General features: G+C 62.2%; 31 protein-coding genes and 2 tRNA genes. 17 read left to right on the top strand and 16 right to left on the bottom strand.

All coding sequences use genetic code 11. The features are described from left to right. Positions 1-232: 232 nt before the first annotated feature. The 3 genes from NCR40_RS06965 to NCR40_RS06955 form a co-directional block, all read right to left on the bottom strand. On the bottom strand, positions 233-1,465 hold the full coding sequence (locus tag NCR40_RS06965; protein WP_250509064.1) for a tetratricopeptide repeat protein: 1,233 nt from the start codon (positions 1,463-1,465) through the stop codon (positions 233-235). Positions 1,466-1,609: 144 nt separating this feature from the next. Continuing rightward, positions 1,610-2,290: a PspA/IM30 family protein gene (locus tag NCR40_RS06960; protein WP_244825282.1), complete on the bottom strand. Its 681-nt coding sequence runs from the start codon at positions 2,288-2,290 to the stop codon at positions 1,610-1,612. A 207-nt stretch (positions 2,291-2,497) separates the two neighbouring features. Beyond that, complete coding sequence (locus tag NCR40_RS06955; protein ID WP_250509063.1) at positions 2,498-2,887, bottom strand: plasmid mobilization protein; 390 nt, start codon at positions 2,885-2,887, stop codon at positions 2,498-2,500. A 556-nt stretch (positions 2,888-3,443) separates the two neighbouring features. Here NCR40_RS06955 and NCR40_RS06950 point away from each other — a divergent pair. Further along, positions 3,444-6,014, top strand: coding sequence for a penicillin-binding protein 1A (locus NCR40_RS06950; RefSeq protein ID WP_250509062.1), 2,571 nt, complete (start codon positions 3,444-3,446; stop codon positions 6,012-6,014). 73 nt (positions 6,015-6,087) lie between these two features. Here the strand turns inward: NCR40_RS06950 and NCR40_RS06945 are convergent, their stop codons facing one another. The 3 genes from NCR40_RS06945 to NCR40_RS06935 all read right to left on the bottom strand — a co-directional run bounded on the left by NCR40_RS06945 (position 6,088) and on the right by NCR40_RS06935 (position 7,351). Then, positions 6,088-6,528 (bottom strand): copper chaperone PCu(A)C, encoded by a 441-nt coding sequence (locus NCR40_RS06945; RefSeq protein ID WP_250509061.1) that lies wholly within the window; start codon positions 6,526-6,528, stop codon positions 6,088-6,090. A 7-nt stretch (positions 6,529-6,535) separates the two neighbouring features. Continuing rightward, entirely contained in the window at positions 6,536-6,898 is a 363-nt protein-coding gene (gene copC, locus NCR40_RS06940) for a copper homeostasis periplasmic binding protein CopC (protein WP_250509060.1), read from the bottom strand. 81 nt (positions 6,899-6,979) lie between these two features. Next, positions 6,980-7,351 carry a DUF2946 domain-containing protein gene (locus NCR40_RS06935; RefSeq protein ID WP_250509059.1) on the bottom strand — a complete coding sequence of 124 codons (372 nt, stop codon included), beginning with the start codon at positions 7,349-7,351 and terminating at the stop codon, positions 6,980-6,982. A gap of 201 nt (positions 7,352-7,552) precedes the next feature. On the opposite strand from NCR40_RS06935, the gene NCR40_RS06930 reads away from it, so the two are divergent. From NCR40_RS06930 to NCR40_RS06920, 3 genes are all read left to right on the top strand, one after another. Further along, positions 7,553-7,629: transfer RNA gene (locus NCR40_RS06930), tRNA-Met, on the top strand. Positions 7,630-7,844: 215 nt separating this feature from the next. Next, positions 7,845-8,342 (top strand): heme-degrading domain-containing protein, encoded by a 498-nt coding sequence (locus NCR40_RS06925; protein WP_244825277.1) that lies wholly within the window; start codon positions 7,845-7,847, stop codon positions 8,340-8,342. 45 nt (positions 8,343-8,387) lie between these two features. Beyond that, on the top strand, positions 8,388-8,726 hold the full coding sequence (locus tag NCR40_RS06920) for a DMT family transporter (RefSeq protein ID WP_244825276.1): 339 nt from the start codon (positions 8,388-8,390) through the stop codon (positions 8,724-8,726). A gap of 15 nt (positions 8,727-8,741) precedes the next feature. Here the strand turns inward: NCR40_RS06920 and NCR40_RS06915 are convergent, their stop codons facing one another. Further along, positions 8,742-9,092 carry a hypothetical protein gene (locus NCR40_RS06915; RefSeq protein WP_250509058.1) on the bottom strand — a complete coding sequence of 117 codons (351 nt, stop codon included), beginning with the start codon at positions 9,090-9,092 and terminating at the stop codon, positions 8,742-8,744. Between the two features lie 273 nt (positions 9,093-9,365). Here NCR40_RS06915 and NCR40_RS06910 point away from each other — a divergent pair, with 273 nt between their 5' ends. The 6 genes from NCR40_RS06910 (at position 9,366) to NCR40_RS06885 (ending at position 12,754) form a co-directional block, all read left to right on the top strand. Continuing rightward, entirely contained in the window at positions 9,366-9,656 is a 291-nt protein-coding gene (locus NCR40_RS06910) for a hypothetical protein (RefSeq protein ID WP_244825274.1), read from the top strand. Beyond that, positions 9,656-10,009, top strand: coding sequence for a hypothetical protein (locus NCR40_RS06905; RefSeq protein ID WP_244825273.1), 354 nt, complete (start codon positions 9,656-9,658; stop codon positions 10,007-10,009). Before NCR40_RS06910 ends, NCR40_RS06905 begins: the two co-directional genes overlap by 1 nt. A 175-nt stretch (positions 10,010-10,184) precedes the next feature. Continuing rightward, positions 10,185-10,469: a DUF1488 family protein gene (locus NCR40_RS06900; protein WP_244825272.1), complete on the top strand. Its 285-nt coding sequence runs from the start codon at positions 10,185-10,187 to the stop codon at positions 10,467-10,469. A gap of 174 nt (positions 10,470-10,643) precedes the next feature. After that, on the top strand, positions 10,644-10,826 hold the full coding sequence (locus NCR40_RS06895; RefSeq protein WP_244825271.1) for a hypothetical protein: 183 nt from the start codon (positions 10,644-10,646) through the stop codon (positions 10,824-10,826). A 79-nt stretch (positions 10,827-10,905) separates the two neighbouring features. Next, positions 10,906-11,550 carry a TetR/AcrR family transcriptional regulator gene (locus tag NCR40_RS06890; RefSeq protein WP_250509057.1) on the top strand — a complete coding sequence of 215 codons (645 nt, stop codon included), beginning with the start codon at positions 10,906-10,908 and terminating at the stop codon, positions 11,548-11,550. Positions 11,551-11,641: 91 nt separating this feature from the next. Further along, the gene (locus NCR40_RS06885) at positions 11,642-12,754 is read left to right on the top strand and encodes an enoyl-CoA hydratase/isomerase family protein (protein WP_250509056.1); all 1,113 of its coding nucleotides are present in this window, start codon (positions 11,642-11,644) and stop codon (positions 12,752-12,754) included. A gap of 23 nt (positions 12,755-12,777) precedes the next feature. On the opposite strand, the gene NCR40_RS06880 is transcribed toward NCR40_RS06885, so the two are convergent. The 4 genes from NCR40_RS06880 to dusA all read right to left on the bottom strand — a co-directional run bounded on the left by NCR40_RS06880 (position 12,778) and on the right by dusA (position 14,899). Continuing rightward, complete coding sequence (locus NCR40_RS06880) at positions 12,778-13,203, bottom strand: hypothetical protein (RefSeq protein WP_244825268.1); 426 nt, start codon at positions 13,201-13,203, stop codon at positions 12,778-12,780. Between the two features lie 114 nt (positions 13,204-13,317). Further along, positions 13,318-13,557 carry a hypothetical protein gene (locus NCR40_RS06875; RefSeq protein ID WP_244825267.1) on the bottom strand — a complete coding sequence of 80 codons (240 nt, stop codon included), beginning with the start codon at positions 13,555-13,557 and terminating at the stop codon, positions 13,318-13,320. 144 nt (positions 13,558-13,701) lie between these two features. Continuing rightward, a tRNA-His gene (locus NCR40_RS06870) sits at positions 13,702-13,777 on the bottom strand. 117 nt (positions 13,778-13,894) lie between these two features. Beyond that, entirely contained in the window at positions 13,895-14,899 is a 1,005-nt protein-coding gene (gene dusA, locus NCR40_RS06865; RefSeq protein ID WP_250509055.1) for a tRNA dihydrouridine(20/20a) synthase DusA, read from the bottom strand. A 183-nt stretch (positions 14,900-15,082) separates the two neighbouring features. Between dusA and NCR40_RS06860 the strand changes: the two genes are divergently transcribed. The 5 genes from NCR40_RS06860 (at position 15,083) to NCR40_RS06840 (ending at position 17,453) form a co-directional block, all read left to right on the top strand. Continuing rightward, on the top strand, positions 15,083-15,385 hold the full coding sequence (locus tag NCR40_RS06860) for a hypothetical protein (RefSeq protein WP_244825265.1): 303 nt from the start codon (positions 15,083-15,085) through the stop codon (positions 15,383-15,385). A 39-nt stretch (positions 15,386-15,424) separates the two neighbouring features. After that, positions 15,425-15,817 carry a DUF5594 family protein gene (locus NCR40_RS06855; RefSeq protein WP_250464744.1) on the top strand — a complete coding sequence of 131 codons (393 nt, stop codon included), beginning with the start codon at positions 15,425-15,427 and terminating at the stop codon, positions 15,815-15,817. Between the two features lie 53 nt (positions 15,818-15,870). Then, on the top strand, positions 15,871-16,074 hold the full coding sequence (locus NCR40_RS06850; protein WP_244825263.1) for a hypothetical protein: 204 nt from the start codon (positions 15,871-15,873) through the stop codon (positions 16,072-16,074). Positions 16,075-16,224: 150 nt separating this feature from the next. Next, the gene (locus NCR40_RS06845) at positions 16,225-16,962 is read left to right on the top strand and encodes an SDR family oxidoreductase (RefSeq protein ID WP_250509054.1); all 738 of its coding nucleotides are present in this window, start codon (positions 16,225-16,227) and stop codon (positions 16,960-16,962) included. A 131-nt stretch (positions 16,963-17,093) separates the two neighbouring features. Continuing rightward, complete coding sequence (locus NCR40_RS06840) at positions 17,094-17,453, top strand: hypothetical protein (RefSeq protein ID WP_244825260.1); 360 nt, start codon at positions 17,094-17,096, stop codon at positions 17,451-17,453. A gap of 49 nt (positions 17,454-17,502) precedes the next feature. Here the strand turns inward: NCR40_RS06840 and NCR40_RS06835 are convergent, their stop codons facing one another. The 5 genes from NCR40_RS06835 to NCR40_RS06815 all read right to left on the bottom strand — a co-directional run bounded on the left by NCR40_RS06835 (position 17,503) and on the right by NCR40_RS06815 (position 20,733). Then, positions 17,503-17,976 carry a lytic transglycosylase domain-containing protein gene (locus NCR40_RS06835; protein WP_244825258.1) on the bottom strand — a complete coding sequence of 158 codons (474 nt, stop codon included), beginning with the start codon at positions 17,974-17,976 and terminating at the stop codon, positions 17,503-17,505. Between the two features lie 69 nt (positions 17,977-18,045). Continuing rightward, the gene (locus NCR40_RS06830) at positions 18,046-18,381 is read right to left on the bottom strand and encodes a hypothetical protein (protein ID WP_250509053.1); all 336 of its coding nucleotides are present in this window, start codon (positions 18,379-18,381) and stop codon (positions 18,046-18,048) included. Between the two features lie 4 nt (positions 18,382-18,385). Continuing rightward, positions 18,386-18,772, bottom strand: a complete 387-nt coding sequence (locus NCR40_RS06825; protein ID WP_250509052.1) for a hypothetical protein — start codon at positions 18,770-18,772, stop codon at positions 18,386-18,388. A gap of 201 nt (positions 18,773-18,973) precedes the next feature. After that, entirely contained in the window at positions 18,974-19,171 is a 198-nt protein-coding gene (locus NCR40_RS06820; protein ID WP_244825252.1) for a hypothetical protein, read from the bottom strand. A 125-nt stretch (positions 19,172-19,296) separates the two neighbouring features. Further along, positions 19,297-20,733: a DHA2 family efflux MFS transporter permease subunit gene (locus NCR40_RS06815; RefSeq protein WP_250509051.1), complete on the bottom strand. Its 1,437-nt coding sequence runs from the start codon at positions 20,731-20,733 to the stop codon at positions 19,297-19,299. Positions 20,734-20,936: 203 nt separating this feature from the next. On the opposite strand from NCR40_RS06815, the gene NCR40_RS06810 reads away from it, so the two are divergent. Both NCR40_RS06810 and tkt read left to right on the top strand, forming a co-directional pair. Continuing rightward, the gene (locus tag NCR40_RS06810) at positions 20,937-21,989 is read left to right on the top strand and encodes an NADP(H)-dependent aldo-keto reductase (protein ID WP_250509050.1); all 1,053 of its coding nucleotides are present in this window, start codon (positions 20,937-20,939) and stop codon (positions 21,987-21,989) included. Between the two features lie 375 nt (positions 21,990-22,364). Then, positions 22,365-24,461: a transketolase gene (gene tkt, locus NCR40_RS06805; RefSeq protein ID WP_250509049.1), complete on the top strand. Its 2,097-nt coding sequence runs from the start codon at positions 22,365-22,367 to the stop codon at positions 24,459-24,461. The last annotated feature ends 2 nt before the right edge of the window (positions 24,462-24,463 follow it).

The following is a 24,463-nucleotide window of genomic DNA, read 5'->3' as shown; positions in this document are numbered from 1 at the left end:
GGGGGGTGAGCCTTTCGCGTCCCTGATGTATTGAGCTTTTGCGCGGGCTTATGGCAGCAACACACGTCGATGTGCCGGACTGGGTCGGTCTCCATAGCTGCTAATGCTCGAAATATCGAGCTTTAGCGCACGCTCCACATGCTGAACGTTACGGCCGAAAAGCCAAGCGAGCGCCCCCAAAAAAAACCCCGCACGAAGCGGGGCTCATAACGCCAGTTTCAAACCGCGCGAATCACGTATCGCGCCAGCTATCATCCGTGCTGCCGAGGTCTACGCCGCCACCGCCATCGCTCCAATCGTTCGAGCCGTTGCCGAGGTCGAGACCGCCGCCGCCGCCGCCACCATTGCCGAAGTCCAGGCCGCCGCCGTTGTCGTTGCGACGTTCCACTGGCACGTCACGCTCGATTACGCGTTCTCGTCCGTTCGACAGCGCTTCGCCAAGTAGCACGCCCGTCAACAAACCGCCCATGCCGCCGCCGAATCCACCGCCGCCTTGCTGAATGACGACCGGTGGCTGTTGCCCTTGCTGCGGATACGGACCCTGTTGAGGATAAGGCCCCTGCGGCCCGTAAGGCTGCTGCTGCCCGCGCCCGAAGCGCTCCGCTTCTTGCGCATACGCCGACTGCCCCTGCGCCGCGGGCTGGGCAGCGTTCGGGTCCGGGCGGCCTTCGGCGCGCGCCTTCAAACTCGCCACCTGATTTTCCAAATCCTGAATCGCATACGGCGGCACGGGGTTTTTGGCATCCGACAACGCCTCGACCATCTCACGCAATTGCGTCTCGGCGCCTTCCACTTCCTTCAGCAACGCCTCATGCCCAGGCGTCGTGGAAAGCCGGACGTCGAGCTTGAGCGAACGCACTTCGTTCAGCAGTTCGGTCGCGCGCTTGAGTTGCGTGCGACGGTCGTCGTCGGCGCGGCCATCGTCACGGACGCGGGCGCGCTTCATTCCCCAGCGCAGCACGAGCGCAATCGCACCGATCAGCACGATCAAGCCGATCCACATGCCGATCGACGGTCCATGTTTCTGCGGCGCGACCGGTGCGCCCTGATTGAACGGATTGGTCGCGACCGCGCCGGTCGAACTGCGCGTCTCGTTACCGGCGTTTGGGCTGATGCTGGCGCGATTCGCATCGGCCTGAATGCGCGCCTGCGTTTCGTTGAAGCGCGCGGGCGTCGTGAAGCCAAGCGCGGGATCGATGGACTGCGCCTGTTGAAGATGCGAAAGCGCGTCGCTATAGCGGCCTTCGCGATCGAGCACCTGCGCATAGAGATAATGCGCATGAGCATTCTTCGGATGCGCGTCGAGCACTTCGCTCAACTGCGAATCGGCCTTTTGCCAGTTGCCTTGCGTCATCGACTGCTCGACTTGCTGCGCGGTTGGCACGGCGAAGGCGAGCGGAGACGCAACCGACAGGCAAAGGGCCAGGGATAGCGAGAGCGCAAGAGCCGACAGAGTCTTTTTCATGTTGCAGGCCGGGCGCGATAAGCACCCGTCTCCTTTCTGAGCTGCAATCGGGGAAAGCGAATGCTTGCATGCAAGCGCGATTCCCGCTGATTCGTCCGGCGCGCGCGCGAGCCGCCAGGGCCGCGCCGCGCACTGACGAAAATATTACTGCGCCGGCGTATTCAACTGCTTCTTCAGCGCTTCGAGACGGTCTTCCACGGACGGACCGCGATTGAGCGCCGCGAGTTTGTCATCGAGCGCCTTGCCCGACTTCTGATCCGCCGAATTCAGACGCGCGTCCGAGCGCGCGTTGGCCAACTGCACCTTGTCTTCGAGCTTCTGGAAGTCTTCGGACAGATTCTTTCCGCCGATGCCGCCCAGCGCGGTCGCGGCCGTGTCTTTCGCGGTGGCGATCTGCTGCTTGGCCTGCAGAATGTTCGAGCGCGCGTTCAAGTCGTTGCGACGTTGACGCATGTCGTTGATCTGCTGCTTCAAATGCTCCACCGAAGGCACGAGTGTCTGCAATTCGCCGGCGAGCGCATCGCGTTCCGTCTCGGCGTTGGCTTGCGCGGCGAGAGCTTCGCGCGCGAGGCTTTCATCGCCGGTTTGCAGCGCGCGCTTCGCGCCGTCTTCGTACTTCTTCGCTTTCTCGGCCGCGACGTCGCGCTTGCTCTGCTGCGTGGCGACCTGCGCCTCGATTTCGATCAGCGAGTTCTCAGCCTTGGCGATGCTGTCGTCGAGCTCGCGCACGATCTGCCGCGCATCGCGCGATGGGTCCTGCATGGTGTCGGCTGCGTCGTTGAGCAGACCTTTGACCGTGCGCGTGATGGAATCCAGAAGCGACATGTATTTCTCCTTGATGAAGACCGCGGCATGCAAGCCCGCGCGGCTAGAATGTGAGGCGCATGGCGCAGGATTGCAAGCGTCGTTGACCAGCCGATGACGACCGGGTTTACCCCGCTTATTAGAGCATGCCGCGCCTTAATCGGGGCTTAAGCAAGGTGAAGGAGTGTAACGTCGTGCAAACGAACGAAGCGGAATACAGCGCGTGCTTCAGTTGTCCGCGCGGCCATCGTCGGTTAGAGAGGCATCGTCGTCCAGAGGTTCGTCGGGACTTGCGGATTCGTCGGGCACAGGAAGGTGCGCAGGCTTCGCGGCCGCGCGCTTGGTGGCGCTTGCCGCTGCTTCCCGTGCCTCGCGGGCCGCGGCCTTGGCGGCGACGCTGCGTAAGGCCACGGTCAGTGGATCGGGCGCCTTGGGCGCGCGCAGGCGATCTACGATACCCGCTGCCTTGATCTGCTCGCTCGTCGCGTTGAAGTTGAGCACTGCACGCCGCATCAGCTCGCTCACGCTGATGCCGAGCTGATCCGCCGTGTTGCTGATGGCGAGTTTCTGCGCCGGGGTCACGAAAACAACGATGCGTTCGGTAGGCTTGGTCGTCATGAGCAGCTCGCAAACAGTAGGGCGGTTGTAAGCGCGTAAGCGCGTTGGCACAAGTTGGGCGCTTGAACCGCGTTCCCTATCATCAAACGGCACGACTTCTTTACCGCAACTTCTGGCGCCACTCTTAGAACCTGAGCGGCTTAAAACCAATCATATCGGTTTCGCGGGCTCGCGCGTGCGGCCGCGACCGCATGGCGACGATCCTCGGGCATTTCGCAAAACTGCTCTGCGATCAACCACTTGGCTATTTTCTCATACGGTTGTCCACAAGGCTCTCAACACTTTCGGTGGATAACCCCGGTGCAACCCCGATCGTTTCCGCCGAAGACCGGGTTTCGGGCGCCACATCGGCATTTACTTACAAAAAATCGCGACGGGTTTTGTAGCGTCGCCTGCGAATTCTTTAAAATGCGCTGTTATTCACGGTTACCCGTCCCATACGGTCGAAGCCGGCCTGCCCATTCGCTTGGTCCCGTCTTTCTGAAAGTGCTCAGGCGCTGACATACCCAAGGCGCCACAGAGCGCGCGCTTCGAAGCGCGCGGAACGATCCCAGTCATGCCTATCATCAAACGACCCGACTCTACGAATTCATCGCGACTGAATCGCGAACCTCGCTGGAACGACTCATCCAACGACGCCGGCGGCGGCAATGGACGCAACGGCGGCAACGGACGCGATGGCGGCAATGGCGGCAATGGCGGCAATGGCGGCCGCAATGGAAAGAATGGCCGCGACGGGCGCGATTCCCGACGCTCGCCGCTCGCGCGCGTCGCGCTGTGGTTCGCGGGGCTCGCGGCTATCGGCGTGGTGGTGGGCGGGCTGATCGTCGGCTATGCGCTCGTCGTGATGGAGCCGAACCTGCCTTCGCTCGATGCGCTGATCGACTATCGCCCGAAAGTGCCGCTTAGGGTCTACACGTCGGATCACGTGCTGATCGGCGAATTCGGCGAAGAGCGCCGCAGCCTCGTGCGTTTTCAGGACATTCCCGACCAGATGAAGAAGGCGGTGCTCGCCATTGAAGATTACCGCTTCTACGATCACGGTGGCGTCGATTTCATCGGCATTCTGCGTGCTGGCGTGAGCGACATCACGCACGGCGGCGCGTCGCAAGGCGCAAGTACGATCACCATGCAGGTCGCGCGCAACTTCTTTCTGTCGAGCGAAAAAACTTATACGCGCAAGATCTACGAGATGCTGCTCGCCTACAAAATCGAGCGCGCGTTGACGAAAGACCAGATTCTCGAGTTGTATATGAATCAGATCTATCTCGGCGAACGCGCCTATGGTTTTTCCGCCGCGGCGCGCGTGTATTTCGGCAAGGACCTGAAGGACATCACGCTTGCCGAAGCCGCCATGCTCGCCGGTTTGCCGAAGGCGCCGTCGGCATATAACCCGGTCGTCAATCCGAAGCGCGCGAAGGTGCGTCAGCAGTACATTCTGAAGCGCATGTTCGATCTGCATTTCATCTCGCGCGAGCAATACGATCAGGCGGTTGCCGAAGAACTTCGCACGAAGTCGGGTGGCACCGAATACGGTGTGCATGCGGAGTACGTCGCGGAAATGGTGCGGCAGATGATGTACGCGCAGTACAAGGAAGAAGCGTACACGCGCGGCCTGACGGTCACGACGACCATCGATTCCGCCGATCAGGACGCGGCCTATCGCGCCGTGCGCAAGGGCATCATGGATTACGAGCGGCGTCACGGTTATCGCGGGCCGGAAGGCAGCATCGCTCTGCCGGGCAACGCGGACGATCGCGCCGAAGCCATCGAGGATGCGCTCGTCGATCATCCGGACAACGGCGAACTCGTCGCTGCCGTGGTGACCGTGGCGAACGCGAAGCAAGTGGTCGCGCAATTCGTCGGCGGCGATACGGCCACCATTTCCGGCGAGGGCCTGCGTTTCGTCGCGGCCGCGCTGCGCAACAATGCATCGAAGGCGCTTGCCATCAAGCCGGGTTCGATCATCCGGCTGGCGAAGGACGCGAAGGACACGTGGCAGATCACGCAATTGCCGCAAGTGGAAGGCGCGCTCGTTTCGATGGTGCCGCAGGACGGCGCGATCCGCGCGCTCGTCGGCGGCTTCGACTTCAACAAGAACAAGTTCAACCACGTGACGCAAGCGTGGCGTCAGCCGGGCTCGAGCTTCAAGCCGTTCATCTATTCGGCCGCGCTCGACAAGGGCTTGGGACCGGCGACCATCATCAACGACGCGCCGCTGTACTTTCCGCCCGCATCGCCCGGTGGCGACGCCTGGGAACCGAAGGACGACGATCAACCCGACGGCCCGATGTCCATGCGCACCGGCTTGCAGAAGTCGAAGAACCTGGTGTCGATTCGTATCCTGTCGTATATCGGCACGAGCTACGCGCAGGACTTCGTCACGCAGAAGTTCGGCTTCGACAAGGACAAGACGCCGCCGTATCTGCCGCTCGCGCTGGGCGCGGGACTCGTCACGCCGTTGCAGTTGAGCGGCGCGTACTCGGTGTTCGCGAATGGCGGCTATCGCATCAACCCGTATCTGATCGGCGAAGTCGCCGATGCGCGCGGCAGCGTCATTTCGCGCGCCGATCCGCTCACGGCCAGCAAGAACGCGCCGCAGACGCTCGAACCGCGCAACGCTTACGTCATGAATAGCCTGTTGCATACGGTGGCGACGGCGGGCACGGGTTCGGGCACCAACGTGCTCAAGCGCAGCGACCTGCAAGGCAAGACGGGTACGACCAACGACGCCAAGGACGGCTGGTTCGCGGGCTATCAGCATCAGCTCGTCGCGGTGGCGTGGATGGGCTACGACCAGCCGAAGACGCTGGGCAGCCGCGAGTTCGGCGCGCAGCTTGCGTTGCCGATCTGGGTCGACTTCATGGGACGCGCGTTGCGCGGCATCCCGCAGGAACAGATGCAGCGGCCCGACGGCGTGACCACCGTGGACGGCGAACTGTTCTATGCGGATCGAACGCCGGGTGCGGGCTTCGTTGCGAGCATCGGCATGGACAACGTCAATCCGACAGCGGGCGATACCAACACTACCGGCGGCGTCGGCCCGGCGGGCATGCAGGCGCCGCCCGCGCCGCAAGTCACCACCGATGAGCGCAAGCAGATCATGGATATGTTCAATAAGCCGTGATGGGTAAGGCAGGATAAAAAAACGCGCCGTGGTTACAAACGAACCCGGCGCGTTTTCTATTGGTGACGGTGCTTCAGTTACCGACCGTCGCCGCGGACTTCACCGCGCAACTCACATCGAGCGTGCTCTTGTCCGCGAAGCTGAACGTGAGCGGAATCGTCGAGCCGATCTTGAGTGGCTTGCCCGGCTGTTCGAGCATCACGTGATAACCCTTCGGTGCGAACTGTAGCGTGCCATGCGCGGGGACCTCGACGGAATCGACGGGGGCCATCGTCGCGGTGCCGCTTTTGGTATCCGACTTGTGCATCATCGCCATGCCGAACGCGGGGGTATCGACGCCCGTGAGCGTGACGGCTTTGTCGCCATTGTTGGCCAGCGTGAAGTAGCCCGACGAAGGCAGGTTCGGCGGCATTGCGCGAACCCAGCAATCGCGCGCTTCGAGCGGCGCGGCATGAGACAGCGTCGCGAAAGATGCGCACGTCAGCGCGCCGAACAATACAGCGATTTTCTTCATTGCTTTCTCACTTGACCGTGAAGTTATAGTTGCCCTGCGTGCGATGACCATCGGCGGCGACAGCTGTCCATTGCACTTTGTAGACGCCTGGCTGCAAGTCGTGAAGTGCGACGCTCATGTGCTTTTTGTCTTTCGTATCGACGACGGACTTTTCGGTGTTGACCTGCTTGCCCTGACCATTGGTCACGGTCAGTTTGCTGAAGGTCGGTTCGAGCGCTTCGCCGAAGTCGATCGATACTTCGTGCGGCGCGTTGACGGTCGCGCCGGGCCCAGGCTGTTGCAGCTTCGGCAGCGCGTGCGCGAACGCAAACGACGCCGATGCGAAGAATGCGCAAGCCAGCGCGCCGCGCAAGGCGGGAAGGGTACTCATGATGCATCCTTGAAATTTTCACGCTTGCCGCGCGAAGCGCGCAAACGCGAGGTATGGCATGTCGGAAGAGGGGGACGCGTATTAGGCGAGAACAGGCGGCGCGCGAGGCAGCGCCACGCCAGGCGGCATGCGATGCGGCGCGGTGCTGTTTTGCTTGGCGACGAAAGTGTCGTCGGCCAAAGTCGATGCCGTTAAGCCATGCGGCATCGATGGCGGCGTAGGCGCATGCGCAAGCAGGTCGCAATATCCGCACGCTTGCAGATGCGAAAAAGCGTCATGGTTCGCGTGCGATGCGATATCGACCGTATGCGCGATGCCATTCGAGCTCGACGCGCATATGGACGAGAAGAGCGCTTCGACGCGCTTGCCATCCAGCGTTTGCGATACGAGCGGCGCGAACGAAAGCAGCAGGATCGCGCATAGCGCAGCGAACCCGCTTAGCTTTCTGATCATGCCGCGACGCAAGTAATGCATGCCGTGCCCGAATCTTTTTTCAATGCTCGATGACCGATCGATTATGCCATGCGTCCCGCGATGGCCTTTCGACTAAACCAATGAAGCTTTGCTGCCCGCGTGAGATGAGCTTACGTAAAAGAACGCATGAAGACCATTGCGCTTGAGTAAGTGATGACTTATAATCTTTTCTTCGACGGACGCGGGGTGGAGCAGTCTGGCAGCTCGTCGGGCTCATAACCCGAAGGTCGTAGGTTCAAATCCTACCCCCGCAACCAAGCATTCAAGCAAAAGCCCGGTTAAAGCCGGGCTTTTGCTTTTCCAGCACGCAGTTGCATACATGTATGGGCGCAGTACTGGAAGTAAGGCAAGTCGCAATACCTCCACTTCATGACTAGACGCGGCGCAACGCCTGCGTATCCCTCGTGTCAAAATCCCCTAAAGCTCGTCAGCGCTAACGCACATCGAACCTTTTCAAAGGACGCACGCCATCATGGATATTCCTCACGATCTGCAGATCATCGCGCATCAGGAACGCGCGCTTGTGTTCCCGCAGTTTCATGCCGATGAAGCCTGGCAAACCGGCACGCAACTGCGCGAGATGGCGATGGCGCGCGGCGCGGTCGTGGTCATCGATGTGCGCACGTTCGGTCAGCGCATGTTCTTCGCTTCGCTCGATGGCGCCACGCCCGACAACGCGCGCTGGGCAGAACGCAAGGCGAAGACTGTCGAACACTTTCGCCGCAGTTCGTACGGGCTCGGTCTCTCGCTGCAACAGGCGGGCACCACGCTCGCCGACAAGTACGGCCTCAATGCCGCCGATTACTCGGCGCACGGCGGCGGCTTTCCGCTGCGCGTCGCGAATGTCGGCGTGATCGGCTCCGTGACGGTGTCGGGGCTGCCTCAGCGCGAAGATCATCAGATGGTGGTCGAAGCGCTATGCGCGGTGCTCGGCCATGACTTCGCCGCATTGTCGCTCGGCCGCGTCTGAGCGTCGTCACGCATTCCAAAGACTCAACGGAGACCGAACCAGCCGATGCGTTCCACCGCTTATGTGTTGCTTGCGATTGCGATCGTCGCGGAAGTCGTCGCGACCTCCGCGCTACGCGCCTCCGATGGCTTCACGCGCGCGTTACCCGCGACCATCGTCGTGATCGGCTATGGGTTGTCGTTTTATCTGCTGTCGCTGACCTTGCGGACCTTGCCGGTCGGCCTCGTCTATGCCGTGTGGTCGGGCGCGGGCATCGTGTTGATTACGCTCGTCGCCACGTTCTTCTTCAAGCAAACGCCCGATATTCCCGCCATGTTGGGCATGGGGCTGATCGTCGCGGGCGTCATCGTGCTGAACGTGTTTTCGAAGATGAGCGCGCATTGACGCGGCGCGGCACCGCTACTTGCAGCGTACGATCATCGAGCGATTCTTGACCTTTGCCGTCACGACGTTGCTCAAGCCGCCGCCGCTCGGACCGCCTTCCTCGTTGTCCTTCGACACGATGTCGTAACCCGTCGCGCCGCATGCCTTGCCCGCGAGCACATAGCAGCTCGCCCAGCTCGATCCGGCATCGGCGCCGCTGCAGTTCACTGCGTAGCCCGTCTGGCCATCGGGAAGATTGATGAGCGATGCATCGTTGGACGAAGCACACCCGCTCGTTCCGGCGATGGCAAAAACCGCGATCAAGGCGATGCCAGGCGCCGCCGCGCGCGCGATGAGCCGGCGTGAGCGCCGATCGAATTCCTTCATCTTTTCCTCGTGATTGCAATGACTTCGCCGCGGTACTTTTTGTCGGCGGCTTTTTGGGATACGCATTGTCCCATACGCTACACGCGCCGTGAAAAAGCACGATGGCTCGAACCGGGCGCGAGGCTTGCGAATCATCGAACGAACGGCGTTAAGCGGTAAAGACAGTTTCGCGTGAACTATTTTCCGGATCGCGCGCCTGATAGATAGCAAACGCCGGTTGTAATTGCCGCATAACGTGTGATTCGTCGCCAACATAAAAAGGAGGTCAACACGATGGCCGAAAGAGTGACCGGTCCTTACCGAGGGTATTACATCAGCGCGTCCGCCCGGCTCGTGCAGGCGCACGATGGCGATCGCAACGAAGACAACGCCGGGCAGGCGCTCAAGCCGATCTATGTCGGCTCAGTGAGCCTGGCGCGTGGTGGTCCGGACGATGTGCATCGCTTCGAGGCGCTCGTCGATCTCGGCCCGGAACGGCGCTTCGCCACCGAGGATGCCGCGCTTGCGCACGTCGAACAGGCGGGGCGCGAGTATATCGACCGCTTGTTGAAACCGATGACGTGATGCGCCCCGTTCATCTCCGGCACGCGGTGCTTTATGACATCGCCAACTGCCTGATCGACCTCTTTCCGAGCGGCGCGGACATCGCGGAGATCGGCCTCGAAGCCACGCCCGCGTTGTTCGTAAGCTGGCGCACGAGCGGGGTGGCGAATCATCCGGGCAACATCGCCTGGGGTGTGCATTATCGGTTCGAGCCGCAGGTACTGCGCGACTATCCGCATCTGTCGGAGGAGGCGCGTGAGCGCGTATGCGAGCGGGTGCGCGACATGAGCCGCCTGCTCGATTTCAATTACGCCGATCCGCTGGCGAGCTCGCTGCTCGTCGTCGATGTGAACGAGGACGTGCTCGCAGCCTGACGCTTTACACTGCGCGCCGCTGGACCGCGCCGCATCGACGCAGTTACCATAAGCGCCTCGGTCCTTTGCTCGAAACCAATCCTGCAGGGAATGCCTGAACGACTTTGCGTCGGTGCTGTAACACTCCGGGGCCGGTTTCTTCGGACAGCAACCGCGCCTGAGCCACGAGAACATCATGGACATCCGTTTCCTTCCGGACGCGCCCGGTTATTGCGACTCCAACCTCACCATCGAATTCGCCGCGCTCGTCGACGGACGACGCGTACCGTGCGCCATATCGGTGGAAGCGCTGGAGGATCATTTCGGCGCCGAGACTTACGACAGCCGCGGCTGGATCAGCGCTTTCGATGCAGGCCGTGCGCGCATCGAAGCCGTGGCGCGCGAGCATCTGGAAGTCACGAATGGCATGCCCGTGCTTCTCAAGAGCGGTCATTTTCCGCCGGGACGCGTGCTCGCCTGAAAGCGGCGCACGCTAGCGTTCCGTCAATTCGACTGCGCATCTCCGCTTTGCGGGTACTATCTCGCTACAGGCCGCACGCATGGCGATTCGTGCGGCACGACATTTGCTCTGAATCTGCGCTTCATCGTGCAAGCCACAACGAGCAACCATTATAAAAAGTCGCGCGGGGTCGTCATGTTTCTCTCCTTTTTCCACTCGCTTATCGAGTCGAACGCACTATGGCTCATCTGGGCAGCCGTCGGTGTCGTTTTTCTGGGTCTATGCATCGTCTTCGCCTCCGTGCTGCTGGGCGAATCCGACGAGCCGCTTTATCGAGCCGCGCCTCGCGATAGCGACAGCGGCAAGATGATCGTCTGATCGTTTTGCTGGCTAGCCGCGCCGCTTCCGCGGTGACCATTCGCGTCATGCAAATTCGGGTTTGACTAGCCGACAGGCGATGTCGACAATATCCCGCATGGATCTGCCGCGACACATATCGACACCACCGGGCAAGGCGCGTGAGCTGCGGCAAGAGCAGCGGGATGCCTTGCGCGGGCGCATACTCGACGTATCGCGAGCTATCGTGAAGCGTGAAGGCTTTGCAGCACTTTCGATGCGCCGGCTCGCGCAGGCAATCGACTATTCGCCTGCCGCTTTGTACTTGCATTTTCGGAGCCGCGCGGACATCGCGCACGCTTTGTGCGTGGAAGGACATGCGACATTGCGCGCGGCATTTGCGCCGCAAGCGAGCATTGCCGATCCGGCCGCGCGTCTTAGAGCAATGGCGCGCGTCTATGTCGAATTTGGCCTGGCCGAGCCCGAGACGTATCGGCTGATGTTCATGGACGCGGACCGCCGCGGCGATGGAACCCATGGCACCGATGACGGCATGGCTGCGCTTTCGTCGATGACCGATGCCTTCGTCGAACTACGCGCCGCAGGGCGGCTTAAGCGCCTGCCGCCGGAGACACTGCCGGCCGATTGCGCTCAGGCCTTGCGGGCGACTTTGCATGGCATCGTCGCGCTGGCGCTGTGCGGCGTATCGCGGGCAATGGCTGCGGACGAGATACTCGAGTTATCGCTCGACGCGTGGCTCGCGTAGTGAACAACAGGTTGACCGCAGGTTGAGTACTGGCTGGCATCTGGCCTGCCAAACTGACTGACAGAACGAACCGACCCGACACTCCAACACGATGACCACCGAAGATATCCGTATCGACTCCGCCAACGGCATCGGCTTCATTGCACTCGATCGCCCGAAGGCTCTGAATGCGCTGTCCGCGCCCATGTTGCGCGCGATCAGCGAGGCCTTGCGCGCCTGGCGTCACGACCAGGCAATCCGCACCGTCGTGGTGTATAGCCCGCACGTGCGGGCGTTTTGCGCGGGCGGCGATATCCGCTTTCTCTACGAGTCGGCGCAGGCGGGCGACCGCGATTCGATCGACGCGTTTTTCACCGACGAGTACAAGCTCAACCACGCGATCTTCACCTTCCCGAAGCCGTATATCGCGGTGATGAACGGCGTCGTGATGGGCGGCGGCATGGGTATCTCGCAAGGCGCGCATCATACGGGCGGGCTGCGAATCGTCACGCAGTCGACCAAGATGGCGATGCCCGAGACGCGTATTGGACTCTTTCCCGATGTCGGCGTGAGCTGGTTTCTCGCGCGCGCGCCTGGCGCGATCGGGCGTTATCTGGCCGCGACGGGCGCGAGCATGGGCGCGGCCGACGCGCTCTATGCGCGCATGGCCGACGCTTATCTCGACGATGGCGCGTTGCCGGGCTTGATCGAATCGCTACGGCATCAGCGCTTTCTCGATGGCGTGGCGATTGTTCGCTTTGTCGAAAACGAGACGACCAAATACAAGGTGAGCCCGACGCTCGACCGCAGCGCGCTTGCCGAGGGACGCACGCTCATCGACAAGCATTTCGCCACGGGCAATGGCGCGGCGATTCTCGCATCGCTCGCGCGTGAGACGGATGGCGCCGCGCGCGAGTGGTCCGAGCGCGTGGCGGCGGAACTGCGCGAACGTTCGCCTTTGTCGGTGGATGTCTCGCTGCAGCAGGTGGATCGCGCGCGGTATTCATCGATGGCCGAGACCTTGCGCCGCGACCTCGATCTCACGCGCACGACGTTCGAACGCGGCGATGTGATCGAGGGCATTCGCGCGCGTATCGTCGACAAGGACAATCAGCCGAGCTGGAAGATCGCGCGGGCGGAGGAGGTGGGCGTCAAGGATGTCGAACGTATGTTCGAGAGTGCCTGGACGCCGGCGACGCATCCGCTGCGTTTGCTCAAGGACTGAGCGTTCTTAGCGAGAACGCGCGATCAACGCGACTCGTTGCCGGCCGAGAAAGCGCGCATGAAGACGAGCGCGCCCCAGCCCCAGATTGCGTTGGCGATGAAGTTGGGCGCGAGTCGCGGCAGCATGTTGCCGCTTGGCCAGATGCCGCGCGCGGGATCGATCACGAATGCGCCGACCGCAGTTAGCACGATCCCGCCGAATACGAGCGAGCCAATCCACGGCGCGCGGTTCTCCGGCGCGACGCGCAAGAGCCACGAGAGCAGCACGCCGAACACCGCGCTCCATAACGCATTCGCGATGAAAGTTGGAATGCCGAGCGGCAGAAAAGGGGTGATGGAAAAGCCGGCTTGATCGATGAGACCTGCTGCATGCAGCAGCGCGAGCGTCGATTCCCGAAAGAAGAGTGCGGCAAGAAAACCAGAAACGAACGGCAGAATGACTTTATGCATTGGCAGGACCGCTTGCGGCGAACCGCGGCTCTCGTTGGTTGTCGTGACGCGCCATTATAGGGGCGCGCGAGCCGGTGTCGAAGCGATGCCTAAGCAGATATGACGCGGACGCGCTTACTTTGCGATGGCGTCGCTCGCCGGACTGTGATGCAGCATGCGGTCGCTGTTGGGCGGCGGGTTGGGGCGCTTCACCGGCATGTTGTCGGGATTGTTCGGGCGCGTGGTCTCGGCGGAAGGCGAGCCGGGTGCGCTCGGCGGCTTGACCATCGAGGCGTTATCGTCGGGGCGCGCGGTTTGGGCTTGCGCCACTACGGCCGAGCAGATGAGGAGAAGCGCGAGGGTCGTTTTTTTCATGTCGAGTCTCCAAGATCGAAGCCGCGACTGGAGCGCCGCGGTCTTTGATGAGACAGGCGCGTCGGCTGAAAATTCGCGGAAGATTTCCTCTTTCGGAAAAGCAAAAAGCCCGGTCAATTGACCGGGCTTTTTGCTTTAATTCCGTGGGGTGGCTGATGGGACTCGAACCCACGACGACAGGAATCACAATCCTGGACTCTACCAACTGAGCTACAGCCACCACTGAACTACCTGAGTCCATCTTGCTGAAAGTTGCTCAGCAATCAAGAAGCGAGATTATACGAACTAAAATTGCGCTTGCCTAGCCCTTTCACGCATCTTCGTTCGCGAGACGGCCTCAAGATTCGATAGCTTCCGCACCTTCGCGCAAATGAGCACGCGCTTCGTCGAAAATCGCGAGATCGCCAGTTGCCAGCCGCCGGCTATCGGAAAGCACGCGCCGCCATCCACGCGCACCGGCAGTGCCGCGATACAGCCCAAGCGCGTGACGTGTCACCGCGCCGAGATATGTGCCGCGCGCATGTTCGTTGCGTGCATAGCCAATGAGTCCGGCTTCGATTTCCTCGCGTGAAGGAATCGCCGTCGTCGCGCCATAAAAGCGTGTATCGACGCCCGCGAGCACATACGGGTTGTGATAAGCCTCACGGCCCAACATGACGCCATCGACGTGTTTCAGATGTTCCTCGACCTCGTCGAGCGTCTTGATGCCGCCGTTGATCGAAATCTCCAGATGCGGAAAATCCCGCTTCAGTTGATACGCATATTCGTATTTAAGCGGCGGAATCTCGCGGTTCTCCTTCGGGCTCAGGCCTTTCAGGATAGCGTTGCGCGCATGGACGATGAACACTTCGCAACCCGCATCGGCGACGGTGCCGACAAAATCGCGCACGAACGCGTAGTCCTCGACGGAATCGACGCCGATACGGTGCTTGACCGTCACGGGAATCGATACGGCATCGCGCATGGCTTTCACGCCCTCCGCCACCAGTTGCGGCTCTTTCATCAGACATGCACCGAACGCGCCGCGCTGCACGCGCTCGGACGGGCAGCCGCAATTCAGATTGATTTCGTCATAGCCCCACTGCTCGCCGAGCTTCGCGCTCTTTGCCAGATCGGCCGGCTCGCTGCCTCCGAGCTGCAACGCAACCGGCGCTTCGGCGGGCGTGAACGCAAGGTGACGCGCGACATCGCCGTAAAGCAGGGCGCCCGTGGTCACCATCTCTGTGTAGAGGTAAGCGTGCCGCGACACGAGCCGATGCAACGAGCGGCAATGCCTGTCGGTCCAGTCCATCATCGGAGCGACGGACACGCGGCGGGGGTTGATTTTTTGAACGGCGGACATGTGGAGCGACTGACCGTGGCGCGGTCTGCATCGGTTTAAGGCGAAGGTGTGATTTTACCGCAGTGCGGCGAAGCGCTTTGTCGAAAGGCACGTTTCGACAGACACTCGAACCAGCCAACCCCCACACCTCCCCCGTGCTAGCATCATCAAACCACCATTCCGAACACGGCAACGGAGGCAGCCATGACTACCTTGGCGATAGACGGCGTGCGCTGGGTCAACGATCGCGTGACCAACGTGCGCTGGGGCAGCTTCGATTCCGCGACCAACGACTGGGCCGCGCCCACCACCATCGTGGAAGTGCAGGAGGTCGTGGACGCCATCAAGAGCGGCAAGGAGGTCCGCACGCTCTTTACCCTCGGCGGTCGCACTTTTCTCGGTCCGAAAGTCAGCTCGCTGCCCTACGCGAACGGCCATATCGGCATCGAAGCGCGCGTGCAGGACGGGCAGATCGAGAAATCCCTCGAGGATTTGCCGCCAGTCTGACGGCGCGCCGCACGCATTGAAAGCACACGGAGAAGGGCGTTGAACCGGGAGCAGGCGCTTCGCTTCGAAAGCGAATTCATGCCGCGTATCGCCGAGCGAGTGGCGGCGCTGCTTCACGGCGTGCGCGTCGATATCGTTCCCGGCGAATATCCGCACCAGCCTGCCAAATTGCACCTCAGCGCTCAAACCCCACCGCATGCGAACGACGAGCGCGCGCGCGGTTATCCGTTGCCGCTCAACATCTTTCTCACGTGGGACGACGAGGAGATCGAGCGTCTCATGCATCCTCACGGGGAGGCGCGCTTTATGCGCTATCTGGACGCACTCGACATCAAGTTCGCGGCCTGGCAAGGCGCACGCGATGTCGATATGGTCACGCGCTCGCAGGCCGAGACTTCCGTACTGCTTGGCGGTCTGGATTTCGAAGCCTAAGCGACGTTCGTCGTCACCGCGCGTGTCGTGGTTCCACCAAGGAGGAGGTCAGGATGACATCGTCAAAAGAAGGCAACGTCCGCGCGTTCGTGCAGACGGCCGAGCAAGCGGGCGGATTCGTCTGGGTACTCGTGCTAGTCGATTTCGAAGCGCGCGAAGTGAGACGCGCGCTCGTATCGGAAGAGAACTTTGCTACCGCCGATGCCGCGCGCGACGCCGGCAACGATCAGCTAAAAGGCATGAGCAACGATCGCTGAGGCTAGGATTGGCAATACGCACGGTTCGCAGCCGTGCGCCGCTAAACTCGTTCGACAATTCCGCACATTTTCCTCGATTTACCCGCACGGCATTGCTCGCAAAGCCCGCCATACTGCTTTCACACTGATCAACGTTCAAAGGAGAACGTCATGAATCGCTTCGAAGGCAAGACAGTTCTGGTTACGGGCGGCAACAGCGGCATTGGTCTGGCGGCGGCGCAGGCATTCGCCGCGGAAGGCGCGCGCGTCGTCATCACGGGTCGCGACGAAGTCTCTCTCGCCAAGGCGCGCGAGACGCTCGGCGCTAACGCCGTCGCCATACGCAACGTCACGGGCACCATCGCCGCCGCGCAGGAACTCGCGCGGCATCTCGGCGACGCGCACATCCGGCTCGACGCTGTGTTCGTCAATGCGGGCGTCGCCACGTTCGCTCCGTTCGTCGACATCGACGAGAAAGCGTGGGACGAAACCTTCGCGATCAACGTGAAGGGTCCGTATTTTCAGATTCAGGCGCTCGTGCCGCTACTGAACGAAGGCGCATCCATCGTGCTGAACGGTTCAATCAACGCGCATATCGGCATGCCCGCTTCGTCGATCTATGCCGCGAGCAAGGCAGCGCTCATCTCGCTTGCGAAGACGCTCTCGGCGGAATTGCTGCCGCGCGGCGTGCGTGTGAACGTGGTGAGCCCCGGTCCCATCGCGACGCCTTTGCACGACAAGCTCGGCCTCGCCGATGAAGCCGCCGCGCAACTGCAAAGCCAGATTCCGCTCGGGCGCTTCGGCAAGTCGAGCGGAGTGGCGGCGACGGTGCTGCTGCTGGCGTCGGCGGAGGCGGGGTTCATCGTGGGCTCTGAACTAGTGATCGATGGCGGGATGAGTCAGCTTTGAAGCCGGTGCGGGGATCGACGGCCGCGCGTGGTTGCGCGGTCGTGTCTGCTGCCTGCGAACCGGGACACGACGCGCCTCGGACTGCTGGCAGAATCGACTGTTCTCGAAGCCACAATCAAAATCAGCGTCACATGAGCCATCCACCGGAAGAAGACCACGGCAGCACCCGCGAAGCACGCTTTCGCCGCTACGACGCCGCGGGCGAAGCGTCCGTCCGCGCCGATCTCGACGAAGCCGCCACGAGCGACCCCGAAGCCGCATCCAAACGCGCGTGGTTGCACGGCAAGGAGGTCGCGCATCAGGACGAGCAGTTTCGCGCGATGTTCGCATCCGTCAATTCGGCCAACGACGCCGCGCAACTCGCCCGCGAATCCGCGCAGGCATCGCGCCGTTCGGCCTTCTGGACGATGATCGCGGCAATCGCGGCCACCGCCGGTGTGATCGTCAACGCGGCGATCGCGCTTGGCTGGCTCGACTGGCTCAAACGCTAAGGCGCTAAGGCGCGAAGGCGCGAAGGCGCTGAATCGTCGATGCCGAAGCTTAGGGCATCGCCGGCTGCAATTCGCCCCAGCTCACGAGAATGCTCTGGATGCTTCGTGCATAGGCATCGCGATGTTTCGGCGATTCCGAGTGATAAGCGCCAATCGCGCGCCACGTGTTGCCGTACTTGACCATCTTTTGCTTGAGCAGCCACGCCGCGACGAACACGTTCACGCACGGATCGGCGAGCGCGCGGTGCGGAATGCCCTGGCGCGCCAGGTCGGGAAAATGAATCGAATTGATCTGCAACTGGCCGACATCGATGGAACCGTTGGCGTTGCGGTTGATCGCGCTGGCGTCGCCTTTCGACTCGCGCCAGGCAACCGCGCGCAGCACGAGCGGATTGACGCCCTGATACGCGCCCGCCAGTTCGAAACAGTCATCGGCGTGCACCGCGCCGGATGCAAGCGACAATCCGAGCGCCGCGCAGGCGGCGAGGGCAAGCCGCGTGGCGGCTATCGCTGGTGGAAACATGAATCGTGGCTCCCGTGTTGGTCTTATACGAAGCGGTCGATAGGCGTTTGTTGTCCGCCCATCTGGCGTTCAGCGGATCAACGCGGCGTCCAGCCGCTGTTCGATGTCTTTCATATAACTGCGCGATTCGCCTGATACCACGAGACGCGGTTCGGGACCGTCGCATCGGCAATCCGCGACCGGGCGCGCCTTTCTGCTCTTTTTCGCGGATGGCTTGGCGGGAAGTTCGTCGTCGCCGGTCGAAGGCGGCAGCATGGCGAGCGTCGGCAGCGGCGGATACACACGCGGCGAGCCGGGCATGAGCGCGGCCAAGGTTTGCACGCCGGGCGCGCTGACATCGAGCGGACCAGCGGATGCGGTCGAAAAAACCAGCAAGCCGCCGATGACCAAGAGAGTGCGTCGCATGATGTCAGCCTCCTTGCGTTGGTTTGATCGACACGCTGTACGGCTCGCGCGCGCCGGCGGTGCGGTTCTCGAGGCTCAGCCGGACGGTGCGTTTCGCCGGCACGCCTTTCCAGATCGCCTGATTGATATAAGGCAAATCCGGCGCGAGCGCGGTGACGAGAATGGTGGTCGGCTGCTTCTGCGCGGCTGCGAGCGAGCCGGCTTTGGTGAGAATTGCGCTGAGTTGCGCATCGCGGGCGCCGAGTGCATCGGCGGGAATCTCGAAACTGATAATGCCCGTGGCGACCGGCGGCTTATCGGTCTGCGCGACCGGATTGGCGGCCGGCAGCGGCGCGCAGCCGGTCAAGGAACTGACAACGACGATAGATAGAAAAGAAACGGCCCACTTCACAGGCGGCTCCCGAAAGGATCATGGTGATATGCAAGTTTTCGGCGTAGGGGCCGGTGGTCTTGATAGCCAGGCGCAAACGTTGAGCGATTTAGGAAGACTTGACTCGGGAAACCGGAATTTCGGAAAAGAGGCTCGTAGGAATTGCCGGATTCGCGCGGGAAACAGCGTCCAACGCGCCGGCTTGCATCGACGATCGGAAGATCAGAAACACCACCAGGCGCGCACGCTCGGTTCGCCGTCGAGCGCGCGAACGAAGTCGTCGGCGAAGGCATCGCTCGCGGCTTTCCATTCAGGCGTGCCGGTGGGCAGGTCGTTCGGATTCTTCAGCCCGCGCGCGTGACGGATGACGGCTACGGCTTCGCTGAGGGCGGCGATGGAGTCGAGACTGTGCGTGTTCATAACGCGGATTACGGCGCGTCAGAGCGAAACTTGAGGCCAGGCAAAGGTCGCTCAGGAGATCACCGCAAAAAACGCGGCCTTGATCTCGACGGCGTCGCTCCGAAACCCAACACAGGACGAATCCGTCAAACCTTCCCCTTATGCCCCGACACGAGCGCTCCCGCATCGCGCTTGAGGCTGAACAGATCCACCACGCCGATCAATCCCACCAGCCCGACGATCAAAAATGCCACGCTGAAATCTTCCGTCGCGATGGACTGCGCGTCGTGCCCATGCAGCCATTCGGCAAAGCGCAGGGCAATGGCGCCGACCGCGACGCCCACGCCCATCGTCATCTGAAAGAGCGTGCTCGATAACGCCGATGCCGCGCTCATCTGCGATTTCGGCACATCCGCGAAACTCAGCGTATTGAGCGCCGTGAACTGCAAGGAGCGCGACAAGCCGCTCGCGAACAGCACGGCGACGATCACGAACGTCGGCGTCGATGCCGTGAGCAAGCTCATCACGGCAAGCGAAAGCGCGGCGATCACGCCGTTGACGATCAGCACCGGCCGGAAGCCGAAGCGCCGCATTACGGGCGTGGTGATGAGCTTCATCGAAAGATTGCCCGCGAACACTGCGAGCGTGAGCAGGCCGGATTCGAAGGCGTTCAGCCCGAAGCCGACCTGAAACATCAGCGGTAGTAAAAACGGCGCCGCGCTGATGGCGATGCGAAACAGCGACCCGCCGCCCATCGCCACGGCAAAGGTCCTTACCTTGAGCGCCGACAGATCGACGACCGGATGCGCCGCGCGCCGCAAATGCCACCACGACGCGACGCTCGCCACCACGCCGACGATCACGAGCACGCCGGCGTAGCGCCACGACGTCTCGTTGCGGCCGATCAGCTCCATCGCATAGAGCAGCGTCGTGCAGGCGATTCCGCACAGCGCGAAGCCGACGAGGTCGAAGCGGCGCTTCGCATCCGCGCGCACGTTGTCGATGAAGCGCAACGTGAGCAAGAAACCGATGATGCCGAGCGGCACATTGAGATAGAAGATCCAGCGCCACGACGAATACGTGGTGATGAAGCCGCCGAGCGGCGGTCCGATCACCGGCGCGACGAGCCCCGGCCAGGTGATGATGGCGATGGCGCGCATGAGGTCGTTCTTCGGCGTGGCGCGCAGCACGGCCAGGCGCCCGACCGGCACCATCATCGCGCCGCCGATGCCCTGCAAGACGCGCGCCGCCGCGAACGCGGGCAGGGTCGAAGTCGTCGCGCACAGCACGGAAGCGGCCGTGAAAACGGCGATCGCGCTGCCGAACACCGTGCGCAAACCGAAGCGGTCGGCGGCCCAGCCGGAAATCGGGATGAACACCGCGAGCGTCAGCAGATACGCGGTGATGCCGAGACTCATCTCGGCCGGATGCACGTTGAACGAATGCGCCATCTGCGGCAGCGCGGTCGCGATGATCGTGCCGTCGAGGTTCTCCATGAAAAACGTGGCCGCGACCAGCGTAATGATGAGCGATGAGCCTCGCTGCGCGCGTTCGTTGTCAGTTGGAGCAGCGGGAGAGGGCATCGGCTGAGACTTCCTTGTGCAAAATGGGTAGGTTCGGATGCGCTGCAAAGCCGTGACGCGGCCCGCTATTTTAGCCACGACAGCAGATCTCGCACGGCTATGGTAATTTTTGCGGTTGCGGCCCGCCGTTCGACTGCATCGCCGACGAAAGGCCGACAGGACGCCAACGCAACGCCAACACAATGGCAACAAGAGGGAACGCAATGAAGTATCGGAAGCTGGGAGATTCGGGTGTCGACGTGAGTCTGATCGGGCTTGGCACCATGACCTGGGGCGAGCAGAACACCGAGAGCGAGGCGCATGAACAGATCGACTACGCGCTCGCTCAAGGCGGGAATCTGATCGATGCCGCCGAGATGTATCCGGTCCCGCCGCGCCCTGAAACGCAAGGCCGCACCGAGGAGTACATCGGTACGTGGCTCGCGAGGAACGGCGGCAAGCGCGCCGATATCGTGCTTGGCACCAAGATCGCCGGGCCCGCGCGCCAGCCGCACAATCCGCGGCACATCCGCGGCGCGGGCAACCAGTTCGACCGCAAGAATATCGTCGAAGCCGTCGACAGCAGCCTCGCGCGCCTGCAAACGGATTACATCGATTTGTATCAGCTGCATTGGCCCGACCGCAGCACGATGACCTTCGGCCGCCCGAACTATCCGTATATCGACGATGAATACACGGTGCCGATCGAGGAAACGCTCGCCGCGCTCGGCGAACTCGTCAAGGCCGGCAAGATTCGTCATATCGGGCTGTCCAACGAAACGCCGTGGGGCGTCGCGCAATTCTTGCGCGCGTCGGAAAAGGCGGGCTTGCCGCGCGTCGTCAGCATTCAGAATCCGTACAGTCTCGTGAACCGAGTGTACGAACTCGGGCTCTCCGAATTCACGCACAAGGAAGGCGTGGGCCTGCTTGCTTATTCGCCGATGGCCTTCGGCTGGCTCTCGGGCAAATACGAAGGCGGTGCGCGCCCGGCCGGCGCGCGCATCACGCTATTCGAGCGCTTTCAGCGTTACAGCAAGCCGCAGGCAATCGCTGCCGTCACTTCCTATGTCGAACTGGCGAAGCGCCACGGTTTGACGCCCGCGCAGTTGTCGCTGGCGTTCGTCAACAGCCGTCCGTTCACGACGAGCACGCTGATCGGTGCGACGTCGATGGCACAGCTGAAGGAAAACATCGACAGCGTGAACGTCGAACTTTCCGACGAAATCATCGCCGAGATCGAAGCGCTTCATGAACGTCAGCCGAACCCGGCGCCTTGAACCGTCCTTCCGGTCACGCCTTTGCCGCGCCTTAAACCGTTTGCGAACAAGGCCTTGGCGCGAAACCTGATGTCCTGCGCGCGGATGTGTCACGATTGACCGTTCGCGCGCACGCAATATCGGCGATGCGCGCTTCGCTTACTTAGCCCTCGCCTTACTTTTGCAAAGCTTCAAGGATGCATTGCGTCCGTATCCTGCCGTAACGCCGCCGCTTGTCCGCGCCCCGGAATCACCGCCAGATAAGGGCGACGGCGCGCCCCACGTGTCACTTGCGATGCAGTGCCGGCTGTAAGGCACTACACTTGCTCGATGGTCCTGGTTGCCCGCTGCGGCGCCCTCAGCCACAGCGCGCCCTTAGCAAAGGAGTCGTCGCTCATGTCTCAAGCAACGCCGAAGTCTTCCGCCGATCTTGACACGCTCACGATCAATACCATCCGCACGCTGTCGATGGACGCCGTGCAAAAAGCCAATTCGGGTCACCCCGGCACGCCGATGGCGCTCGCGCCAGTCGCGTTCCATCTGTGGCAAAACCATCTTCGCTACGATCCCGACGCGCCGCTCTGGCCGAATCGCGACCGCTTCGTGCTGTCGGTCGGGCACGCGTCGATGCTGCTCTATTCGCTGCTGCATCTGTCCGGCGTGAAGGAAGTCGACGAGTTCGGCAAGCCAACCGGCAAGCCGGCCATCTCGATCGACGATATCAAGAATTTTCGTCAGCTCGACAGCAAGACGCCGGGCCACCCGGAATACCGCATGACGACCGGTGTCGAAACCACGACCGGACCGCTCGGTCAGGGTCTCGGCAACAGCGTCGGCATGGCGATGGCCGCGCGCTGGAAAGAAGCGCACTTCAACAAAAGCGATTCGCCGCTATTCGATTACCGTGTCTACGCGCTTTGCGGCGACGGCGACATGATGGAAGGAATCTCGCACGAAGCGGCATCGATCGCGGGGCACCTGAAGCTGTCGAACCTCATCTGGATCTACGACAGCAACCGCATCACGATCGAAGGACACACCGACCTCGCGTATAGCGACGACGTCGAAGCGCGCTTTCACGGCTACAACTGGAACACGCTGCACGTCGACGACGCCAACGACGCCGCCGCGCTCGAAGCGGCCATCAACAAGGCGAAGTCGACCACCGACAAGCCGACCCTGATCGTGGTGAAGAGCATCATCGGCTGGGGCGCCCCCAACAAGCAGGACACGGCGGCCGCGCACGGCGAACCGCTCGGCGCCGATGAGATCAAGGCGGCGAAGCGCGCGTACGGCTGGCCGGAAGACGCGCAGTTCCTCGTGCCCGACGGCGTAGTGCAACATTTCGCCGACGGCATGGGCGCGCGCGGCAAGGCGGCGCACGAAGCCTGGAAGAAGCAGTTCGATTCCTACGGCAAGGACTATCCGGATCTCGCGAAGCAACTCACGCTGATGCTCGAAGCGAAGCTGCCGGAAGGCTGGGAAAAGAGCATTCCGACCTTCGAGCCGGACGAAAAGGGAATCGCCACGCGCGAGTCGTCGGGCAAGGTGCTGAACGCCATCGCGCAGTCCATTCCCTGGCTGATCGGCGGCGCGGCGGACTTGTCGCCATCGACGAAAACCAATCTGAAGTTCGACGGCGCGGGCAGTTTCGAGGCAACGAGCTACGACGGCCGCAATCTGCACTTCGGCATTCGCGAGCACGGCATGGGCTCGGTTGCCAATGGACTCGCGCTGTCCAACATGCGGCCGTATGCGTCGACGTTCCTGATTTTCAGCGACTACATGAAGCCGCCGATCCGCCTCTCCGCGATCATGGAACTGCCGGTGGTCTACGTGTTCACGCACGATTCCATTGGCGTGGGCGAGGACGGACCGACGCACCAGCCGATCGAGCAACTCGCTTCGTTGCGCGGCGTGCCGGGCCTCACCACGCTGCGTCCCGCCGATGCCAACGAAGTCGGCGAAGCATGGCGCGTCGCGCTGTCGTATCACAAGGAGCCGTCGTGCATCGTGCTGACGCGTCAGCCGCTGCCGACCTTCGATCGCAAGAAATACGCGTCGGCTGAAGGCGTGCGGCGCGGCGCTTACGTGCTTGCCGACACCGAAGGCGGCAAGACGCCCGAAGTGCTGTTGCTTGCCACCGGCAGCGAAGTCGCGCTGTGCGTGGGCGTCTACGAGAAGCTGAAGGCCGAAGGCATCGCGGCGCGCGTCGTATCGATGCCTTCGTGGGACCTCTTCGAGAAACAGGACGAAGCCTACAAGGAATCGGTGTTGCCGAATGCGGTGAATGCTCGCGTTGCGGTCGAACAGGCCGGCACGCTCGGCTGGGACCGCTATGTCGGCCGGCTCGGCACCGTGCTCGCCATGCATACGTTCGGTGCGTCCGCACCGTTGAAGGCGCTTCAGGCCAAATTCGGCTTTACGCCGGAACGCGTCTACGAGGAAGCGAAAAAGCAGATCGAACGCGTCAAACACAACGGCAAGGAGTAACG

This window comes from Caballeronia sp. GACF4, from assembly GCF_023631025.1.
Lineage (GTDB): Bacteria > Pseudomonadota > Gammaproteobacteria > Burkholderiales > Burkholderiaceae > Caballeronia.
The sequence above is the reverse complement of the archived record's forward strand: the minus strand, read 5'-3'. Positions and strand labels throughout refer to the sequence as shown.

Bases quoted from the DNA above. Each gene is read 5' to 3' on its own strand.
- NCR40_RS06910 (WP_244825274.1), top strand. From the start codon at position 9,366: ATGGCCGAAAGAGTGACCGGTCCTTACCGAGGGTATTACATCAGCGCG.
- NCR40_RS06890 (WP_250509057.1), top strand. From the start codon at position 10,906: ATGTCGACAATATCCCGCATGGATCTGCCGCGACACATATCGACACCA.
- NCR40_RS06845 (WP_250509054.1), top strand. From the start codon at position 16,225: ATGAATCGCTTCGAAGGCAAGACAGTTCTGGTTACGGGCGGCAACAGC.
- NCR40_RS06885 (WP_250509056.1), top strand. From the start codon at position 11,642: ATGACCACCGAAGATATCCGTATCGACTCCGCCAACGGCATCGGCTTC.
- dusA (WP_250509055.1), bottom strand. From the start codon at position 14,899: ATGTCCGCCGTTCAAAAAATCAACCCCCGCCGCGTGTCCGTCGCTCCG.
- NCR40_RS06815 (WP_250509051.1), bottom strand. From the start codon at position 20,733: ATGCCCTCTCCCGCTGCTCCAACTGACAACGAACGCGCGCAGCGAGGC.
- NCR40_RS06965 (WP_250509064.1), bottom strand. From the start codon at position 1,465: ATGAAAAAGACTCTGTCGGCTCTTGCGCTCTCGCTATCCCTGGCCCTT.
- NCR40_RS06830 (WP_250509053.1), bottom strand. From the start codon at position 18,381: ATGCGACGCACTCTCTTGGTCATCGGCGGCTTGCTGGTTTTTTCGACC.
- NCR40_RS06955 (WP_250509063.1), bottom strand. From the start codon at position 2,887: ATGACGACCAAGCCTACCGAACGCATCGTTGTTTTCGTGACCCCGGCG.
- tkt (WP_250509049.1), top strand. From the start codon at position 22,365: ATGTCTCAAGCAACGCCGAAGTCTTCCGCCGATCTTGACACGCTCACG.
- NCR40_RS06860 (WP_244825265.1), top strand. From the start codon at position 15,083: ATGACTACCTTGGCGATAGACGGCGTGCGCTGGGTCAACGATCGCGTG.
- NCR40_RS06820 (WP_244825252.1), bottom strand. From the start codon at position 19,171: ATGAACACGCACAGTCTCGACTCCATCGCCGCCCTCAGCGAAGCCGTA.
- copC (WP_250509060.1), bottom strand. From the start codon at position 6,898: ATGAGTACCCTTCCCGCCTTGCGCGGCGCGCTGGCTTGCGCATTCTTC.
- NCR40_RS06905 (WP_244825273.1), top strand. From the start codon at position 9,656: ATGCGCCCCGTTCATCTCCGGCACGCGGTGCTTTATGACATCGCCAAC.
- NCR40_RS06850 (WP_244825263.1), top strand. From the start codon at position 15,871: ATGACATCGTCAAAAGAAGGCAACGTCCGCGCGTTCGTGCAGACGGCC.
- NCR40_RS06960 (WP_244825282.1), bottom strand. From the start codon at position 2,290: ATGTCGCTTCTGGATTCCATCACGCGCACGGTCAAAGGTCTGCTCAAC.
- NCR40_RS06880 (WP_244825268.1), bottom strand. From the start codon at position 13,203: ATGCATAAAGTCATTCTGCCGTTCGTTTCTGGTTTTCTTGCCGCACTC.
- NCR40_RS06950 (WP_250509062.1), top strand. From the start codon at position 3,444: ATGCCTATCATCAAACGACCCGACTCTACGAATTCATCGCGACTGAAT.
- NCR40_RS06915 (WP_250509058.1), bottom strand. From the start codon at position 9,092: ATGAAGGAATTCGATCGGCGCTCACGCCGGCTCATCGCGCGCGCGGCG.
- NCR40_RS06840 (WP_244825260.1), top strand. From the start codon at position 17,094: ATGAGCCATCCACCGGAAGAAGACCACGGCAGCACCCGCGAAGCACGC.
- NCR40_RS06810 (WP_250509050.1), top strand. From the start codon at position 20,937: ATGAAGTATCGGAAGCTGGGAGATTCGGGTGTCGACGTGAGTCTGATC.
- NCR40_RS06900 (WP_244825272.1), top strand. From the start codon at position 10,185: ATGGACATCCGTTTCCTTCCGGACGCGCCCGGTTATTGCGACTCCAAC.
- NCR40_RS06875 (WP_244825267.1), bottom strand. From the start codon at position 13,557: ATGAAAAAAACGACCCTCGCGCTTCTCCTCATCTGCTCGGCCGTAGTG.
- NCR40_RS06920 (WP_244825276.1), top strand. From the start codon at position 8,388: ATGCGTTCCACCGCTTATGTGTTGCTTGCGATTGCGATCGTCGCGGAA.
- NCR40_RS06935 (WP_250509059.1), bottom strand. From the start codon at position 7,351: ATGATCAGAAAGCTAAGCGGGTTCGCTGCGCTATGCGCGATCCTGCTG.
- NCR40_RS06945 (WP_250509061.1), bottom strand. From the start codon at position 6,528: ATGAAGAAAATCGCTGTATTGTTCGGCGCGCTGACGTGCGCATCTTTC.
- NCR40_RS06925 (WP_244825277.1), top strand. From the start codon at position 7,845: ATGGATATTCCTCACGATCTGCAGATCATCGCGCATCAGGAACGCGCG.
- NCR40_RS06895 (WP_244825271.1), top strand. From the start codon at position 10,644: ATGTTTCTCTCCTTTTTCCACTCGCTTATCGAGTCGAACGCACTATGG.
- NCR40_RS06835 (WP_244825258.1), bottom strand. From the start codon at position 17,976: ATGTTTCCACCAGCGATAGCCGCCACGCGGCTTGCCCTCGCCGCCTGC.